Genomic DNA, 17530 nt, shown 5'->3' with positions numbered 1-17530 from the left:
CAGAAATTTATAGTTGGTTTTAGTTACAGTAAAGTTGAAGCGGTAAGTTTCAACTTTACTGGTGTTATTAAGAGAGGATGTGAAGTTAGTGTTGATTGAGGAATATAAACCGGAGATTGCAGCATTAAAACAGAAACTAGAGGAAATGAGGGGATCTCTTTGACGTAGTTGTCAAAGAGGACCGTATTGCAGAATTAGAACATAAAATGGGTGCACCTGGATTTTGGGATGAACCTGAAACGGCGCAGAAAACTGCTCAGGCTGTAACGCAGTTGAAAGAAGAGGTAGAAACATTTCGTTCTTTGGAAACCAGAGTAGAGGACATGGAAGTTTTGTGCGAACTGGCGCTGGAAGAAGATGACGAAAGTCTGTTACCTGAAATGGAAGAAACGCTGGCTTCTATTCGTACTGATGTTGAACATTTAGAATTAGGCATGCTTTTGAATGGCGAGTACGACGCCAATAATGCTATTCTTACATTACATGCCGGTGCCGGCGGAACAGAAGCGCAGGATTGGACTTCTATGCTGCTGCGTATGTTTTCCCGCTTTGCTGAACGTGAAGGCTATGAAGTGGAAATGCTCGATTATCTTCCGGGAGATGAAGCTGGTGTTAAAAGTGCTACGCTTCAGATTAATGGACATAATGCTTACGGATATTTGAGAAGTGAAAAGGGTGTACATCGTCTGGTGCGTATTTCTCCGTTTGATGCGAATGCCCGCCGGCATACTTCTTTCGCCGCGGTGGATGTTATGCCGGAACTGGATGACAGCGTTGCAATTGACATCAATCCTGCAGATTTGAAAGTTGATACCTATCGAGCTAGTGGTGCTGGTGGACAGCATGTAAATAAAACGAGCTCTGCTGTGCGTATGACGCATCTTCCTACTGGAATAATCGTACAGTGCCAGACGCAAAGATCACAGATCCAGAACCGGGAACGGTGTTTGCAGCTTCTTCGTGCAAAGCTATATGAATATGAACGAGCTAAGCAGGATGCTTTAAAAAGCGATATCGCCGGTGACTATCAGGACATAGAATGGGGCAGTCAGATCCGTTCATATGTATTCCAGCCTTATAAACTGGTTAAAGATCATCGTACTAATGCTGAAACAGGTAATGTGCAGGCTGTCATGGACGGTGGTTTGGAAATGTTTGTTGAAGCGTATCTGCGCAGCCAGCAAAAGAAACTGTAATTATTGAAAAAGAAATTTTGAATTAGGTGGAGATCAGCTGATGAAAAGCCGTTATAACCCGGTACTTATTGCGATAATAGCTATAGGACTGATAGTTTCATTATGGTTGAACTATCAGCGTCATGAAATTGAGCAGCGCAACGATACTGTCGAAATGGCAATGGAATATGAAGGGCTGGAACATATAGCGAACTGGGAAGGCTTGTCTTTAAATGACGTGCTGGCAGGATTTAAAAAGGCCGGAGTTACAAGTCTGGTAGTGTTTGATACTACCTTAGAGAAGCTTAACAACAACGGTTCTATTGTAGCTGTTACTGGGGAGGAGCTGCTAAAAGGCTCTGCTTTGGGCGGCGATGGTGGTAAATTTGCTCCTGTACTTTCCGAAGGTATTGTAGTGCCTAATGCTGTCTATGTGACTGTCGGGACGTCATATGATGTTTTGACAGAAGTGGTGGAGGATCTGTATCTGCGTTATGGCAAGGACCGTTTGCGGATAGTAAACAACGAACCGCAGATAATTGAGATTTTAGGTAATCCAATGGTCATTACAGAAGAAAATTATGACAGCAAGCCTGGCGTTATGCAAGCTCCTTTAGGCCTTTCGACAGAAGAAATGCGCAAAGCAAAAGCTTTCGGCTTTAATGTTATCGTCAGACCAATGAATTATTTGCCTAATGATTATGATAAAATCAGGAGTATTTTTCGTAGGATCGATAAGTCTGGTGCCAATGTAACCGGGTATATAGGCTGTGGTCGTGAAGTAGTTGGTTATCCGGATTACATTGCCTATATGGCTCATAAGTTAAAGAAACAGAATATGACTTTTGGAATGGTAGAACATTATACACAGCTGCAGTTTGCTGCAATGGACGGACTCCTTTCGTTAGCTGAGCATATGGATTATCGTGTTGCACGTACATATATTATTGACAAAGCCGAGCAGAGAAAACTGAAAATGCCAGAAGCTTTGAGACGTTGGGCTCTTACAGATGAAGAACGTAATATCCGTATCAACTATATCAAACCGTTTATGATCCCTCAGGAAGGCAGGGATATTTTAGAGCTTAATTTAGATTATGTTTCGAAAATTGCCGACGATGTGCAGGCAAGAGGATATAAGCTTGGACCGGCAGGAGTTTTTTCTAAAAATACTGCTGACGGTAAGTTTGCTCCATATTTCCCAGAACGGGCCTGGCTAGTGCCGCTGGCATTTGCTATTCTGGCCGGTGGGATTATGTATTTAACATTGCTGTTTAATTTCAGTAAAAAAATACAGTATATGTTATTGCTGACTGGCGGTATTGTTGCCAGTGTAACTTTGCTGAAATTTGGCGGAATCCTTACACGTCAGTTACTGGCTCTGATTGCGGCAACTGTTTTCCCAGTATTATCGATGACAGTTATTGTCGAACTTTGGGAGTCCTGCAAAAAAAATACCCCAAACACGCTGAAGATTATTATCAGTGCTACATGGCAGCTGGCTTTGGCTGTGATACTTTCTTTAATTGGAGCATCTTTTGTAGCGGCTGTTTTAGGCGACAGCAGGTTTTTCCTGGAAATTGATATTTATAAAGGGGTAAAATTAACGTTTATTTTACCTGTGCTGTTGATTTCTCTATGGTATATGCAGCGATTTAATGTTCTCAGCAAAGGCCAGATTGGAAATATTGCTGTGCACCTGAAAAATTTTTTCAGTACCAGGATAACAGTAAAACATGTTGCATTTTTGGGTGTATTGGCTTTTGTAGCATATATTTTTGTTGGTCGCAGCGGTCATACCGCTGGGGTTCCGGTTCCGGCTCTTGAAATTAAAATGCGTCTGTTCCTTGAGCAGATGATGTATGCACGCCCGCGTGAAAAAGAATTTATGATTGGACATCCCGCGTTTTATTTAGCGGCATTTGCGGCATATAAACAGGCACCGCGTTTATGGCAGATGCTGTTAGTGGTTGGAGCTACTATTGGGCAGGGGTCTTTAGTGCAGACTTTTGCACATATGCGTACCCCTGTTATCATGAGTTATATTCGTGCCGTCGACGGCTATGCTCTGGGTGCTGTATTAGGTATCATTGCTGTTATCGCCGTTTCTATTTTGCTGCCTTATGTGCAGAAATGGCAAAGGAGATTCTTAGAGCATGAGTAAAATTTTGATTTCCGGTTACTACGGGTTTGCTAATGCCGGTGACGAAGCCATGCTTACTGCTATTATAGAATCGTTGCGGCAAGTGGAGAAAAACGTAGAACTGACCGTGTTGTCAGGCAATCCGGAAGACACTGCGGCTAAACACCAGGTTTGCAGTGTATATCGCTTCAATCCATTAGGGATTATTCGGGCGATGAAAGATTCTGAATTGATTATTTCAGGAGGCGGAAGCCTGCTTCAGGACGTGACCAGTAAACGAAGTTTATTATATTATCTTAGCATTATTGGATTGGGAAAATTTTTTGGGAAAAAAGTAATGCTTTTTGCTCAAGGCATTGGACCTATTAGAGCCAAATGGGCTCGAAAATTGACAAGTTTGGTTTGCAATGAGGCAGATTTGATTACAGTAAGAGATAGTGAGTCTGCAGCGGAACTTATTGAAATGGGCGTAAAACCCGAGAAGATAACGGTTACGGCTGATTCAGTACTTTCGCTTAATCCCGTAACTAAAGAATGCGGGCAGTACCTGCTGCAGGAGGCTGGTGTAGATTTAACCAAGCCCGTCATAGGTATTTCTGTACGTCCTTGGTCTGGTGACAGTCAATGTTTTCAGGTTTTGGCTGAAGCTGCTTCCAAATTGCAGCAGAGCTATGGGGCGCAGCTGATTTTGTTGCCGCTGCAGTATTCTGTTGATGTAAAAGCCTGTGAGAAACTGCGTAAAGCTTTGGTTTGCCAAAAGGATATATTTTTATTGAATGAAAAATATAATACTGAGGAATTTCTTTCTATCATAGGAAATTTTGACCTTTTGATTGGAATGCGGCTGCATGCACTGGTTTTTGCTGCTGTAATGCAAACGCCGCTGCTGGCAATATCTTATGACCCTAAAGTAGATAGCTTTGTAAACGCTATTGGTGAAAAACCTATTGGAACGGTTGAAAAAATTGATAGAGATACGATTGTTCAGGCTGCTGTAGCTGGTTGGCAGAAAACTCCGCTTGAACAAAATAAGAATATTGAAATTTTGCGGCATAAAGCGCAGATCAACTCTGATAAAGCTTTTGCTTTGCTAAAAAAGGTTGAAGAAAAACGATGAATTGGGATTTGTCGTGATGATAAAGACTGACGTAATTGTTTGAGTGTTGAAGAGAAGGGAGCTTTCACCATGCTTTTAATGACCGATGTCAGTAAAACATATCCAAGCGGTTCAGTAGCTTTGCGTGATGTCAATATCCATATCCAGCCTGGCGAATTTGTTTTTGTTGTCGGGCCGAGCGGTGCCGGAAAATCCACTTTTATTAAGATGCTTTTTCGTGAGGTAATACCAACTACTGGCAATATATATGTAAATGGTGTGGATCTATTGGAGCTTAAAGAAAAGGAAATTCCTTATTTGCGCAGACAGTTAGGGATTATTTTTCAAGATTACAGGTTACTTCCTGATCGCACTGTTTATGACAATGTTGCTTTTGCTATGCAGGTTATAGAGACTCCCTATCGTAAAATCAAGCGCCGCGTGATGAGTGTGCTGGATTTAGTTGGATTGCGTAAACGGGCCAATTCTTATCCAACGGAATTATCAGGTGGCGAACAGCAGCGTGTAGCGATCGCACGTGCGATTGTTAATGATCCGCTGCTTGTAATTGCTGATGAGCCGACAGGTAACCTTGATCCGGAAACAAGCTGGGATATAATGCGTATTTTCAGTGAAATCAATGAAAGTGGAACTACTATCGTGATGGCGACACATGATAAAGAAATCGTTGATAATATGGAAAAACGAGTTATTGCCATTGAAAAAGGGTCGATTGTTCGTGATGATTTAAAAGGGGTATACGGTTATGAGTCTTAGTACAAAAGAATATTTTATCCGGGAAACCTATAAATCTATCAAACGTAACGGCTTGATGAGCCTTGCTTCGGTGTCTACTGTGGCACTTTCATTACTTGTTTTAGGTATGTTTCTGCTGATTTTTATCAATACCAATAATTTAGCGCAATATCTCGAAAGTCAAGTGCAGATTACTGTTTATATGGAAGATTCTGTTGAAGCCCCTGGGCTAAGCGATATGAAGCAGACACTGGAGAATTTGCCCGGTGTTCTAAGCGTGACAGAGGTCAGTAAGCAAGAAGCTCTTTCCAGATTTAAGGAACGGTTGGGGCAGCAGGAAAAGTTGCTGCATTCATTAGGAACTGATAATCCTTTTCCTAATTCATTTGAAGTGCAGGTAGACAGACCTGATAGAATTAATGAACTGGCGCCGCAGATACACGAAATGGAAGGCGTAGAAACAGCTAAATTCGGTCAGGAAATAGTAGAACATATTTTTCAGATGACGAAAATACTGCGTATTGGCGGTGTTGTTCTGGTAATTTTACTGGCTCTTGCAACATTGTTTATTATTGCTAATACTATTAGGTTAACTGTTTTTGCCAGGAGAAAAGAGGTCAATATTATGAAATATGTTGGCGCTACCGACTGGTTTATCAGGTGGCCTTTTATTCTGGAAGGTATGACGCTTGGTTTTTTTGGGGCGTTGATTGCTAATTTTGTTATTAACGGTACCTATGCGGCGCTTTTGTCTCGTATTTATGCGACACTGGCTTTTTTACCAATGGTTCCGGCATATCCAATGCTCACCTATGTCGATATTTCTATTATTTTAGCCGGAACGGCAATTGGTGCTGCAGGAAGTTATATTTCCTTGCGCAAGTTTTTAAAAGTTTAACAGCGGAGGCCGATTATGCCAAAAAAGAAAGTTTTAATGGCTGTATTGGCGTTGATATTCGCTGTTATGCAAATTTTGCCGGCTTTTGCAAATGAGCTGGAAGATAAGCAAGCGGAATATGATGACGTACAGCAAAAAATGCAGCAAATGGAAATAGCTAAAGAACGTGCTCGTCGTGAAGCAGAAGCTGCCAGTGACAGAATGGAAGAGATTGTTGCTGAATTGAATCGTCTGCAGGCAGAGATTAAAGAGATCGAAGCCAAACGTGATAAATTACAGCCACTGATTGACGAAAACCAAGAAGTTTTAACTGAAAAGAAAGCTAAAATGGAAGGCCGTATGAAGATTTATCGCCAGCGTCTGCGCGATATTTATATCAATGGACAAATCAATTATCTTGATGTATTGTTAGGTGCAAAAGATTTTTCAGATTTTTCTTCAAGAATGTTTTTGTTGCAAAAAATTATCAGCCGCGATTTGGCAATGATGGATACAATCATGAAGGAAACTGCTGAAATTGAAGCGCGTCAGAAAGAATTGGATGCGCAGATGGCTGATATTGAAAAAATGCGCAGTGATCTTGATGAAAAGCAGCAGAAGGCTGAAGCCAGCAAGGAAGAGCGTGCTCAGCTGCTTTATAGGGCTGAAGAAGAAAGTCGCCAGGCTGATGAAGATTATGACCGCTTACTTGCCATTTCTGAGAATATTGCGAGTATGTTGAGAAGCTTGGAACGTAGTTCTTCTATGCCTACGGGCGGTGGAACCGGTAAGTTTATCTGGCCAGTAACAGGTGAGATAACTTCTTATTATGGTTGGCGTACACATCCTGTATTTGGCACAACAAGATATCATTCCGGTATGGATATTGCCTGTGATTATGGTACACCGATTGTAGCGGCTGACTCTGGTACAGTAATTTATTCTGGCTGGATGGGCGGTTATGGTTATGCAGTGATGATTGATCATGGCGGAGGACTTGTTTCTTTGTACGGCCATAATCAGGAACTTGCCGTCAGCGAAGGACAATATGTAAATAAGGGTCAGGTAATTTCGTATGCCGGCAGTACTGGCTGGTCTACTGGCCCGCACTGTCATTTTGAAGTACGTATCCACGGCGAGGTAACTGAACCGTTGGATTATTTACCTTGATTTAAGGGAAGATAAGCGAGGCGGGAAGTTATGTTTAAAAAACGTTTTAGTATGATGACAGTGCTTGTAGCCTGCCTTTGCGCTATAGTTGTTACGCTTGGAGCTATATTTTACAGTATGGAGCGCATTACCGGTGATGCTTTGGGAAGTTTGAAATTTCTCAAGACGTTAGTTTTGGTCCGGGAAAAATTTGTAGAACAGCCAAGTGATGGAAAATTATTTGATGGCGCAGCTACAGGTTTGGTAAAAGCGTTAGATGATCCGTATTCTGTGTATTTGGATCAGCAGAGTTTTAAAGATATCAGTAATGTAACAGAAGGTTTTTTTGGCGGTATCGGCGTAGTAGTCGGTAAAAAGGAGAATAATTTTGTTGTAGTTGCACCTTTAGAGGGAACGCCTGGAGAAAAAGCCGGTATCAAAGCCGGCGACAAAATAGTTCAGGTCGATGGAAAAAAGACGGCTGGGATGCAGCTTGAAGATGTTGTTGCAATGATTAGAGGCACGCAGGGAACAGAAGTCGAGCTGGTCTTGGACGATAATAAAGGTAACGAACGTACGGTAAGAGTTGTACGTGGCGATATTAAGATCAAGTCAGTTGCAGGAGAAATGCTGCCAGATAGCAAGATTGGCTATATCAGGATTGCTATTTTTAACGAGAATACATCGGGAGAGTTTGCGAAGAAATATCAGGAACTGGAAGAGCAGGGGATGCAGGCACTGCTGTTGGATTTAAGGCAGAATCCTGGAGGAATTTTAGGAGAGTCTGTACGTGTTGCACAATATTTAGTTCCTAAGGGACCGATCGTATCCGTTATCGACAGGGAAGGTCGCAAATATACGGAAGAATCTTATTTGGAGCAAGTGAAGTATCCACTTGCCGTATTAGTTGATCATGGCAGTGCAAGTGCTTCTGAAATCGTTGCAGGAGCTGTGCAGGACACTAAGTCCGGGAAGCTTTTTGGTACTCGGACCTTTGGTAAGGGGTCGGTACAAACTGTATATAGGCTACCTCAGAATACTGGGTTAAAGCTAACTACGGCTAAATATTATACTCCTTCTGGAAGATCTATTAATGGTACGGGTATTACGCCTGATGAAGTTGTGGAACTGCCCGAACAGCCCACAAAGGATATACAGCTGGAAACGGCAGAGAACTATTTACGTAATCTGCAGAAATAATAATTTAAGAACCAATGCCCTCAAGCATTGGTTCTTTTGCTTTTGTTATATTTTTATGATAAAATATTTAAGTATATAAATAATTGATATGGTGATATTATGAAATTATCTGGAGAAATAGCATTAGCAAGTGGTTTTATTTTTGATTATAGCAATATGATAAATACTGATACAATAACACCTGCAGTTATTGAAACTTTGGAGAGTAAGGCTAAAGATGCTGCAGATGCTTTACTGTTAATACGTGAGCAAGGTATGGCAAAGGCACATTTATCTAAAGATGGTACGCCGGAGCATGTGCTTTTTACGAAACTGCCTTTCGTTAAGAATGGCAATCCTAATACGCCGGAGTCTATTGCTAAATTGAAGCAGTTTGGAAGTTATCTGCAGCAGGAGATAGATGCTGTTGTTTTTTTAGGAGTAGGGGGATCTTATCTTGGCAATAAAGTTCTGTTTGATATTTTTGCCGGTTCCGGCTGGAATGTAGGCTGTGAAAAAAGCAGGCATGGTTATCCTAGGGTATATTTCTCGGGAAATAATTTAGATGTAGATCAGTATAGTGAAGTTGTGGATGAAGTGGAGTATCTTGCCACGCACAGGCTGGGGAAAAATGAGCAATTCAGAGTATTGCTTGTTCCTATTTCCAAATCTGGTACGACTTTAGAAACTTTAGCAGCGTTTTCTTATTTTTATGAGCAGTGTCAAAAGTCTTCGTTATTGCAAATGGAGGTTGCGGTTGTAACCGATCTTGATGAAGATATATCTCCTTTATATAACTTGGCCAAGGAGAATGTATGGCAGTGTTTTGATATCAAAGAAGGTATTGGCGGCCGATTTTGTATTTTCAGCGATCCAGGATTAATTACTGCTGCCGCTATAGGAATGGATATAGATGCCTTTTTATGTGGAGCAAGGGATATGGAAAATGCATGTCAGTCAGCTTCGCTTGGAGAAAACCCGGCGCTCTTGAACGCAGTCTTGAAGTATGCAGCAGCCGAAAAAGGCGTTGATATTGAAGTTTTTATGCCATATGCGGCGAAAATGAAATCTGTTGGTGAATGGTATGTACAGCTTTTGGCTGAATCTCTTGGGAAGCGTAAAGATCGTGAAGGCAATGTTGTTTATTATGGACGTACTCCGGTTTCAGCTGTTGGTTCCACTGATATGCATGCTCAAACACAACAGCATCAGGATGGAAAAAAAGATAAAGTAATACAGTTTGTTGAAATATTGGAACGTGAGCAGCAGATTGTTTTAAACAATCCCTTTACTCATATCAGCTCATTAAAAAAATATGACGGCTTGTCTGTTGACCATGCTCTGAAAATTGCACTTGCTGCTAATGAAGAGGCTTTGAATAGCGACGGGCGGTTAAATGCGAAATATATTTTGCCTCGGATAGACGAATATTATTTAGGACAGCTGCTTTATTTTCTGATGCTTTCCGTAGCATATGAAGGTGAGTTGGCTGATGTTGACGCCTACGATCAACCGGGTGTTGAAACTTATAAGCAAATCATGAAGCAGAAAATGTCCCACCAGTAGAATTTTAACGTGCCGATATTTTACGGCACGTTTTGTTTTTGTGAGGAAATATGAAAAAGTTTTGGAAATTTATTTTAACGATTATCATAACAGTCGCAGCGTATGGCTATGAAGCTTATGATTTTGGGTCAGAAGCTCATGAAGCTATTTCACTTTTGCAAGGCCAGCTTGAGGTAAAATTGTTGGATGTTGGGCAGGGGGATGCAATTTTATTGAGAAATCAGGCTGTTGCAATACTTGTGGATACAGGTGATTATAAAAATAGTGATATACTTGTTCGCAGATTGAAGACTTTAGGGGTTAGAAAACTGGATGCTTTGATTATTACACATCATCATTTAGACCATTTAGGAGGAGTAATAAAAATATTAAATAATTTTGATGTTAAAAATTTTTATGACAACGGTATTGTAAATCCTCAAAGTGAAATTTCTAAAGATGTAGAGAAATTGATTCTTAACGGAATTTTAAGCCGCCAAATATTAAGTGCTGGGCAAAAACTGGAGTTTGCAGACAATATAAATTTAAAGTTTTTAGCACCTGCTAGTAAAAATGGTTTCCCTGAAAAAGATTTAAATAATAATAGTTTGGTTTTTAAATTGCAGTATGGTGAATTTTCAATGCTTTTTACAGGAGATATTGAAGCAAAGACCGAAAATGATTTGGTAAGTAGATATGGAAAAAAACTGCAGAGCACTGTTTTGAAGGTAGCACATCACGGAAGCAGTACGTCTTCCACTTATAATTTTTTAAAAGCGGTACAGCCACAGCTGGCACTGATAAGCTGTGGCGATAAAGAAAAATATAATCATCCTAATAAAAAGGTATTGGGAACATTTGAGTATTTACAGATTCCTGTTAAAGTCACCAGTCAAAATGGTGAAATTACTTTGAGGACTGACGGAGAAAAATATCAGATTATGACAGATAAATAAAAAACGTCATCTTAAATTTAAGATGACGTTTTTGTTATTTAGAATGTTGCTCCATTTGCAAGGAATACTGGTTCGGCAGAGGTTTTTTCTGCTAAAGTTGTGCCAATATAACCTCGTTTTACCATTGTCTGCAAAACTAAACGCTGTCTTTTTTTACAGCCTTCAGGATTTTCTAGTGGATTGAGTGCAGATGGTGCATAAGGAAGAGCCGCAATAATAGCACATTCGGCAAGCTGCATTTCCTGAGGTAATTTATCAAAATAGGTAAGTGCTGCAGACTTGATGCCAGTGGCACCGGCACCAAAATAAGTTGTATTAAAATAAATCTCTAAAAGCTGGTCTTTACTGTAATGCTGTTCCATAACCAGAGAAAGCAGCGCTTCTTCAGTTTTACGGATCAAAGTCTGCTCTTGTGACAGAAAAAGGTTTTTTGTGAGCTGTTGCGTAATTGTACTGCCGCCTTGAACTACTTCTCCGGCAGTAATATTTACTAATGTAGCACGCAGGATACCGTCAACATCTATGGCGCCATGATTGTAAAAATTGTGATCTTCAATGGCCAGTAAGGCTTGCTGCATTTCAATAGGGATATCTGTGATAGGAACCCACTCAATATCGTTAGTGCGTTCTTGGACAGCTTCTTCAATATTTAGGCTTAGCCAGATTTTTTGTATCGGATCTGGCCAAGTTTGTTTTGGAGGTAAGATAGAAAGTAAAAAAACGGTTGCCTTACTGTGTTCAGCAGGCGGCAGTTGCACAGAATGCTGTGTAGTTGGCGATAGAATCTCTTTTTTGATGGGGTCACCACTGGTAGGATACCAAAAAAAGATACCTACAGCTATAATGATGATAACGAATATTTTGAACATAAGGTACCTCTTTAAATTATTATAATTATTGATTATATTGTATCAGAGATTTTAGAAATAATAAAATAAAAAACACTTACCAATGAATAAAAAATTGAAAAATGTTTTGAAAAAAGGCCTCTAAAGTAGTACAATATTAAATATAATAGGGTTAGTGTTTATAATAATAGACAGATTTTTTTTTAGTAGGATATTTAAAAAATTTTTTCAGAGAAATACTTGCGTGTTTATGCGATAAAGTTGTATAATTACAAATCATAAGTTTTAGGGAGGCTGGATATGAAAGCAAGTGTCATTGGAGCTACAGGTTTTGCCGGAGCCGAGCTGTTGAGATTATTGGATGGACATCCGGAAGTAGAACTTGCTGCGATAACATCTGAAAGCAGTACCGGTGAGAATATTGCTGCTATGTATCCTCATCTGTCTGTACGAATTGAAACTGCATTGGGCAGTTTACAGGATATTGAGCAAATTGCTGATAAAAGCGATGTTATTTTTATTGCTTTGCCGCATGGTCATGCGATGAAGATCGGCAGGCAGTTGAAAATGCACGATACAAAGATAATAGACTTGGGCGGAGACTATAGATTTAAGGATATACGAGTTTTTGAAGAATGGTATAAAGTAAAGCACGAAGATCCAGAAACTAAGGCAGTCTATGGCCTGACCGAATTATATAGGGGACAGGTAAAGGATGCTAAAATTTTAGCGAACCCAGGATGTTATACAACTTGCAGTATTTTAGCCTTGGTACCTTTACTGAAAGCAGGCTTGATTGAAACCCAGGGAATTATTATAGATGCGAAATCTGGAACAACGGGTGCAGGACGGGGTTTGAAGCTGGGTAGTCTCTATTGCTCTGTGAATGAAAATTTTCACGCTTATGGTGTTGCTGATCACAGGCATACTCCTGAGATCGAGCAGGTTTATAGTGAATATGCCGGAAAAGATGTTGTGATTCAATTTACACCACATTTGTTGCCTGTTGATCGTGGTATTTTAGCGACTTGCTATGCCTCTCTTAAAAATGACGTCAGCGAAGCTCAGGTTCAGGAAGCTTTTGCAGAAATGTATGCTGATGAGTATTTTATTCGTTTGCGCGGTCAGGGTGCTTGCCCGGAAATAAAAAATGTCAGAGCATCTAATTATGTGGATATTGGCTGGCAGATTGATAAGCGTACTGGACGTATCATCGTTATGAGTGTGCTGGACAATTTAGTGAAGGGTGCGGCAGGTCAGGCTGTGCAGAATATGAATGTGATGTTTGGGATACCGGAAAATACTGGTTTGACTCAATTACCTATCTATCCATGAGGAGGCGTGAAGAATGAAGAAAATTGATGGCTGGGTAACAGCGCCTCAGGGTTTTCTTGCTGCCGGGGTTAAAGCCGGTATTAAAGCTAGTGGCAATCATGATGTGGCTGTTATTTACAGTACAGTTCCGGCAGCTACCGGTGCTGTATTTACTCAAAACAAAATGTGTGCGGCTCCTGTTTTAGTAAGCAGAGAAGTTGCACAAGAGGCTGTGGCTCAGGCTATTATAGTCAACAGCGGTTGTGCGAATGCCTGTACAGGTGAACAGGGCTTACTTGATGCCAGAGAAATGCAGGCTTTTGCAGCTGATTTACTTGGTATTGAACCGCAGAATGTTTATGTTTGCAGTACTGGTGTTATAGGTCATTTTTTGCCTATGGATAAAATAAAAAATGGTTTAGCCGATGCTGTCGATGTTATGGATGAAAACGAAGGTGAAAGCTGTGCTATGGCAATTCAGACAACTGATACGTTTATTAAGCGTGCTGCTTATGAATTTGAGGTTGGAGGGAAGACTTCAAGGATTGCTGGAATTGCTAAAGGTGCAGGGATGATCCATCCTAACATGGCGACAATGCTCACCTTTTTAACTACTGATGCGGCAATCGCTCCAGATGTTTTAAAAAGAGCTGTTAAGGCTGCTGCTGATAAATCTTTTAATATGGTAGTCGTTGATGGAGATACCAGTACCAATGACAGTATGATCGTACTGGCCAACGGATTGGCTGAAAATGAAATTATATTTTCAGAGGAACATCCAGATTATCCGGCTTTTTTTGAAGCTTTGGTAACTTGTGCACAGGATCTCGCTAAGTTGATTGCCAGAGACGGTGAAGGAGCTACAAAATTTTTGGAAGTTAATGTTGTTGGTGCGGCTACATGGAAAGATGCCAAAGCAGCGGCTATGGCAATTGCCAAATCGCCGCTTGTTAAAACTGCTTTTTTTGGCGAAGACCCGAACTGGGGACGCATTGTTTGCGCCGCAGGTTATAGTGGTGCAGTAATGAATGCAGATAAAGTTAATTTGTCAATCGGCGGCGTACGTTTAGTTGAAAATGGTATGAACTGTAATATACCGCTGACAAGCTTGACTGATATCATGAGTGAACATGATATCACAATGACCATTGATATGGCGGCAGGGAATGAGTGTGCTACAGTCTGGACCTGTGATTTCAGCTATGAATATGTCAAAATTAATGGTGAATACCATACCTGAGATTTGTTGACGTACTGAGTCGGGAGCTTTGGCCGCCTCAAATTTATAAAAATAACAAAAGGCAGTCCAGGGCCCGGTACTGCCGTAAAAACAGGAGGAACTGTCAATGTTACGTAACGAAGAAATTAAAACTTTAGTGGAAGCGCTGCCATATCTGCGCGATTTTAAAGGAAAAACTGTAGTAGTAAAATATGGCGGTAACGCTATGCTTAATGATGATATTAAGACTAAAGTGCTGCAGGATATTGTTTTCCTGCAATGCGCCGGATTACGTCCTGTAGTTGTACATGGAGGCGGTCCTGAAATCACTGCTATGCTTGGCAAGGCTGGCAAAAAAACACAATTTGTCAGTGGTTTGCGCGTTACTGACGCAGAATCCGTCGGGATAGCTGAAATGGCCCTTGTTGGTAAGATCAATACTGACCTTGTTGCCCGTTTAAATGTTCTGGGTGGCCGCGCAGTTGGTTTGAATGGTAAGGATGCCGGACTTATCCGTGCTAAAAAGCATTTGGCAGATGTTTATGAAAATGGTGAGGTAAATTTAGTTGATATTGGCTATGTCGGCAATGTCGAAAAAATCAATACAGAGCTTTTAGAAGTACTGCTTGATAATGATTTTATACCGGTTATTGCACCGACTGGAGTGGGTGCTAATGGAGAAACTTATAATATTAATGCAGACAGTGTTGCCGGTGAGATCGCAGGTGCACTGAAAGCTGAAAAATTACTGGTTCTAACTGATGTTAAAGGTATTTATGCGGATTATCGTGATGAAGCAAGCTTTATTTCGACGCTGAGCTTTGAAAAAGCACAGGAACTGATCATCCGCGGCAACATCGACGGAGGTATGATTCCAAAAGTGAAGGCCTGCATCACGGCGCTTTCCGGCGGTGCGAAAAAAACGCATATTATTGATGGACGTGCTGAGCATACAATCTTAATGGAGATATTCAGTGATGAAGGCGTGGGGACAGAAGTAGTAAAAGAGCTGTAAAGGCTGCTGAGAATAAAAGGATTAGAGGGGATCGCAATGGACGCAAAAACAATTATCGACCAAACAGAAAAATATTATTTGCCGGTCTTTGGTCGATATCAGCTGGCACTTACCCATGGTAAAGGCTGTAAGCTTTATGATGCTGACGGTAATGAATATCTGGATTTTTTAGCAGGGATAGCAGTTAATTCTTTGGGACACGCACACCCTGCACTGGTAAAAGCTATTAGTGAACAGGCTGCGAAACTTATGCACTGTTCTAATATTTACTATACTGATATTCAGGCAAAAGCTGTTAAAGAAATCATTGAAACTACAGGTTTTGACAGGGTGTTTTTAGCAAATAGCGGTGCTGAAGCTAATGAAGGCGCCATAAAACTTGCGCGTAAATACGGTCATCAAAAAAATGAGGGGAAATATCGTATTATAACGGCTGTACATTCCTTTCATGGTCGGACTATGATGACTGTTACTGCCACAGGTCAGCCTAAATATCAGCAAGGATATGAGCCGTTGCCTGCAGGTTTTGATTATGTTCCTTATGGTGACTTGGAAGCGTTGCGTGAAGCAATGGATGAAGATGTTTGCTGTGTTTTGCTCGAGCCTATTCAGGGGGAAGGCGGCGTTCATGTTCCCAGTGATACATACTTGCGTGAGGCAAGATTATTGTGCGATAAATATGACGCACTGCTTGTTTTTGATGAAATTCAAACAGGTGTCGCGCGTACAGGAAAATGGTTTGCGTATATGCATAGTGGTGTAAAACCTGACATTATGACTTTTGCCAAAGGGATAGGCGGTGGTTTTCCTGTTGGTGGTTTTGTCGTCACAGAAAGGTTGGCGCATGTTTTTAAGCCTGGTGATCATGGTGGTACTTTTGGCGGTAATGCTTTAGCATGCGCGGCTATTTATGCGACCTTAACTACAATAAAAAATGAAAATATTGTAGAACAGACGGCGGAAAAAGGAGCTTATTTCAAAAAGAAACTGGAATTTCTGATGGCTAAGTATCCAGATAAGGTTATTGAAATACGCGGCTGCGGCTTGATTTTAGGCATGGAGTTGGCTAAAGATGGCAAAGAGGTTGTCGAAGCTTGTCTTAAGCGCCAGGTCATTGTTAATTGTACGGCTGGTAACGTTATTCGTTTAGTTCCTCCTTTGATCGTTACAAAAGAAGAAATAGATCAGGCAGTAGCTGCTTTAGATGCGGCATTGGCTGAATTTTAACCAAGTTTGTGAGGGTGGAGAATGGGTTTAAGAAATAAAGATTTGATTTCTATTCACGATTTATCGGTGGGTGAAGTTGCGACTATTTTAGATGTCGCTAAAAAGTTAAAGCGTAAACAAAAAAATGGCGAGCCGCATCAATATCTTAAAGGCAAAACTCTTGGGATGATTTTTTCCAAGGCATCAACACGTACACGTGTTTCTTTTGAGGTTGGTTTCTGGCAGCTTGGCGGTCACCCGATTTATTTGAACGATTCTGCTTCTCAGATTGGCCGTGGTGAACCAGTACGTGATACGGCAAGAGTCTTATCACGTTTTGTTGACGGGATCATGATTCGTACCTTTTCACATGAATCTGTTTTAGAATTGGCTAAATATGCAAGTATTCCGGTCATTAACGGTTTAACGGATATGCTGCATCCCTGTCAGGCTTTGACTGATTTATTTACTATTATGGAGTATAAAGAGGTCCTGAAAGGCAGGAAACTTGTTTATGTAGGTGATGGTAATAATATGGCTCATTCACTGATGTATGCCTGTGCAAAAGTTGGTATGAATATGGTCTGTGCTTGTCCGCAGGGATATCAGCCAGATCCTGTTATCGTTAAGACAGCCCAGGAAGATGCAGTCCATACAGGCTGTACGATTGAGGTTGACGATGATCTGTTCAGAGCCTCGAAAGGTGCTGATGTACTTTATACTGACGTTTGGGCGAGTATGGGTCAAGAGTCAGAACAATCTATCCGTCAGGAAGCTTTGGGTGAATATCAGATCAATAAAGAATTGCTGGCAGTGGCCCGGCCTGACGCTATGGTTTTGCATTGTTTGCCTGCACATCGCGGGGAGGAAATAACTGAGGATGTTTTGGAAGGACCGCAATCAAAAATTTTTGATCAGGCAGAAAATCGTCTGCATGTACAAAAAGCGATTATGGCACTTTTGATGAGTGATGAAGTGTTATAAGTAAAAATACGGTATACATTCATAAAAACTCTTCCATTTTCTGGAAAATGTGGTATAATCATATTCGT

The 17530-nt window shown here is 40.9% G+C and carries 15 protein-coding genes; 14 read left to right on the top strand and 1 reads right to left on the bottom strand.

The features are described from left to right. Window positions 1–88: 88 nt before the first annotated feature. From prfB to PFJ30894_RS10510, 9 genes are all read left to right on the top strand, one after another. A protein-coding gene (gene prfB, locus PFJ30894_RS10550) for a peptide chain release factor 2 (protein WP_181950966.1) occupies window positions 89–1196 on the top strand; the annotation gives its coding sequence in 2 pieces (ribosomal slippage) (window positions 89–160 and window positions 162–1196; 1107 coding nt in all). A gap of 40 nt (window positions 1197–1236) precedes the next feature. After that, entirely contained in the window at window positions 1237–3339 is a 2103-nt protein-coding gene (locus PFJ30894_RS10545; protein WP_125669784.1) for a DUF5693 family protein, read from the top strand. Next, window positions 3332–4435 (top strand): polysaccharide pyruvyl transferase CsaB, encoded by a 1104-nt coding sequence (gene csaB / locus PFJ30894_RS10540; protein ID WP_021717959.1) that lies wholly within the window; start codon window positions 3332–3334, stop codon window positions 4433–4435. The genes PFJ30894_RS10545 and csaB overlap by 8 nt, the downstream gene beginning before the upstream one ends. Window positions 4436–4504: 69 nt before the next feature. After that, a complete protein-coding gene (gene ftsE / locus PFJ30894_RS10535; protein ID WP_021717958.1) occupies window positions 4505–5191 on the top strand; it encodes a cell division ATP-binding protein FtsE in 687 nt (228 codons plus the stop codon). Further along, window positions 5181–6068, top strand: a complete 888-nt coding sequence (ftsX, locus tag PFJ30894_RS10530) for a permease-like cell division protein FtsX (RefSeq protein WP_021717957.1) — start codon at window positions 5181–5183, stop codon at window positions 6066–6068. Before ftsE ends, ftsX begins: the two co-directional genes overlap by 11 nt. 15 nt (window positions 6069–6083) lie before the next feature. Further along, the gene (locus PFJ30894_RS10525) at window positions 6084–7217 is read left to right on the top strand and encodes a murein hydrolase activator EnvC family protein (protein WP_125669783.1); all 1134 of its coding nucleotides are present in this window, start codon (window positions 6084–6086) and stop codon (window positions 7215–7217) included. 30 nt (window positions 7218–7247) lie between these two features. Next, a complete protein-coding gene (locus tag PFJ30894_RS10520) occupies window positions 7248–8396 on the top strand; it encodes a S41 family peptidase (RefSeq protein WP_125669782.1) in 1149 nt (382 codons plus the stop codon). A gap of 99 nt (window positions 8397–8495) precedes the next feature. Next, on the top strand, window positions 8496–9941 hold the full coding sequence (locus tag PFJ30894_RS10515) for a glucose-6-phosphate isomerase (protein ID WP_125669781.1): 1446 nt from the start codon (window positions 8496–8498) through the stop codon (window positions 9939–9941). 50 nt (window positions 9942–9991) lie between these two features. After that, on the top strand, window positions 9992–10876 hold the full coding sequence (locus tag PFJ30894_RS10510; protein WP_125669780.1) for a ComEC/Rec2 family competence protein: 885 nt from the start codon (window positions 9992–9994) through the stop codon (window positions 10874–10876). 38 nt (window positions 10877–10914) lie between these two features. Here PFJ30894_RS10510 and PFJ30894_RS10505 read toward each other — a convergent pair whose 3' ends face one another. After that, window positions 10915–11745, bottom strand: a complete 831-nt coding sequence (locus PFJ30894_RS10505; RefSeq protein WP_113077815.1) for a transglycosylase domain-containing protein — start codon at window positions 11743–11745, stop codon at window positions 10915–10917. A gap of 279 nt (window positions 11746–12024) precedes the next feature. Here PFJ30894_RS10505 and argC point away from each other — a divergent pair, with 279 nt between their 5' ends. The 5 genes from argC to argF all read left to right on the top strand — a co-directional run bounded on the left by argC (window position 12025) and on the right by argF (window position 17462). Continuing rightward, window positions 12025–13059, top strand: coding sequence for an N-acetyl-gamma-glutamyl-phosphate reductase (argC, locus tag PFJ30894_RS10500; RefSeq protein ID WP_125669779.1), 1035 nt, complete (start codon window positions 12025–12027; stop codon window positions 13057–13059). Between the two features lie 13 nt (window positions 13060–13072). Then, a complete protein-coding gene (gene argJ, locus PFJ30894_RS10495; protein WP_125669778.1) occupies window positions 13073–14278 on the top strand; it encodes a bifunctional glutamate N-acetyltransferase/amino-acid acetyltransferase ArgJ in 1206 nt (401 codons plus the stop codon). A gap of 106 nt (window positions 14279–14384) precedes the next feature. Then, complete coding sequence (argB, locus tag PFJ30894_RS10490) at window positions 14385–15272, top strand: acetylglutamate kinase (protein ID WP_021717949.1); 888 nt, start codon at window positions 14385–14387, stop codon at window positions 15270–15272. A 36-nt stretch (window positions 15273–15308) separates the two neighbouring features. Then, window positions 15309–16499 (top strand): acetylornithine transaminase, encoded by a 1191-nt coding sequence (locus tag PFJ30894_RS10485; protein WP_125669777.1) that lies wholly within the window; start codon window positions 15309–15311, stop codon window positions 16497–16499. A gap of 21 nt (window positions 16500–16520) precedes the next feature. Then, entirely contained in the window at window positions 16521–17462 is a 942-nt protein-coding gene (gene argF, locus PFJ30894_RS10480; RefSeq protein WP_021717947.1) for an ornithine carbamoyltransferase, read from the top strand. The last annotated feature ends 68 nt before the right edge of the window (window positions 17463–17530 follow it).

Source organism: Phascolarctobacterium faecium (assembly GCF_003945365.1).
Lineage (GTDB): Bacteria > Bacillota > Negativicutes > Acidaminococcales > Acidaminococcaceae > Phascolarctobacterium > Phascolarctobacterium faecium.
The sequence above is the reverse complement of the archived record's forward strand: the minus strand, read 5'-3'. Positions and strand labels throughout refer to the sequence as shown.

Excerpts from the sequence above, each read along its gene's own strand:
- PFJ30894_RS10545 (WP_125669784.1), top strand. The coding sequence starts at position 1,237 with ATGAAAAGCCGTTATAACCCGGTACTTATTGCGATAATAGCTATAGGA.
- csaB (WP_021717959.1), top strand. The coding sequence starts at position 3,332 with ATGAGTAAAATTTTGATTTCCGGTTACTACGGGTTTGCTAATGCCGGT.
- ftsE (WP_021717958.1), top strand. The coding sequence starts at position 4,505 with ATGCTTTTAATGACCGATGTCAGTAAAACATATCCAAGCGGTTCAGTA.
- ftsX (WP_021717957.1), top strand. The coding sequence starts at position 5,181 with ATGAGTCTTAGTACAAAAGAATATTTTATCCGGGAAACCTATAAATCT.
- PFJ30894_RS10525 (WP_125669783.1), top strand. The coding sequence starts at position 6,084 with ATGCCAAAAAAGAAAGTTTTAATGGCTGTATTGGCGTTGATATTCGCT.
- PFJ30894_RS10520 (WP_125669782.1), top strand. The coding sequence starts at position 7,248 with ATGTTTAAAAAACGTTTTAGTATGATGACAGTGCTTGTAGCCTGCCTT.
- PFJ30894_RS10515 (WP_125669781.1), top strand. The coding sequence starts at position 8,496 with ATGAAATTATCTGGAGAAATAGCATTAGCAAGTGGTTTTATTTTTGAT.
- PFJ30894_RS10510 (WP_125669780.1), top strand. The coding sequence starts at position 9,992 with ATGAAAAAGTTTTGGAAATTTATTTTAACGATTATCATAACAGTCGCA.
- PFJ30894_RS10505 (WP_113077815.1), bottom strand. The coding sequence starts at position 11,745 with ATGTTCAAAATATTCGTTATCATCATTATAGCTGTAGGTATCTTTTTT.
- argC (WP_125669779.1), top strand. The coding sequence starts at position 12,025 with ATGAAAGCAAGTGTCATTGGAGCTACAGGTTTTGCCGGAGCCGAGCTG.
- argJ (WP_125669778.1), top strand. The coding sequence starts at position 13,073 with ATGAAGAAAATTGATGGCTGGGTAACAGCGCCTCAGGGTTTTCTTGCT.
- argB (WP_021717949.1), top strand. The coding sequence starts at position 14,385 with ATGTTACGTAACGAAGAAATTAAAACTTTAGTGGAAGCGCTGCCATAT.
- PFJ30894_RS10485 (WP_125669777.1), top strand. The coding sequence starts at position 15,309 with ATGGACGCAAAAACAATTATCGACCAAACAGAAAAATATTATTTGCCG.
- argF (WP_021717947.1), top strand. The coding sequence starts at position 16,521 with ATGGGTTTAAGAAATAAAGATTTGATTTCTATTCACGATTTATCGGTG.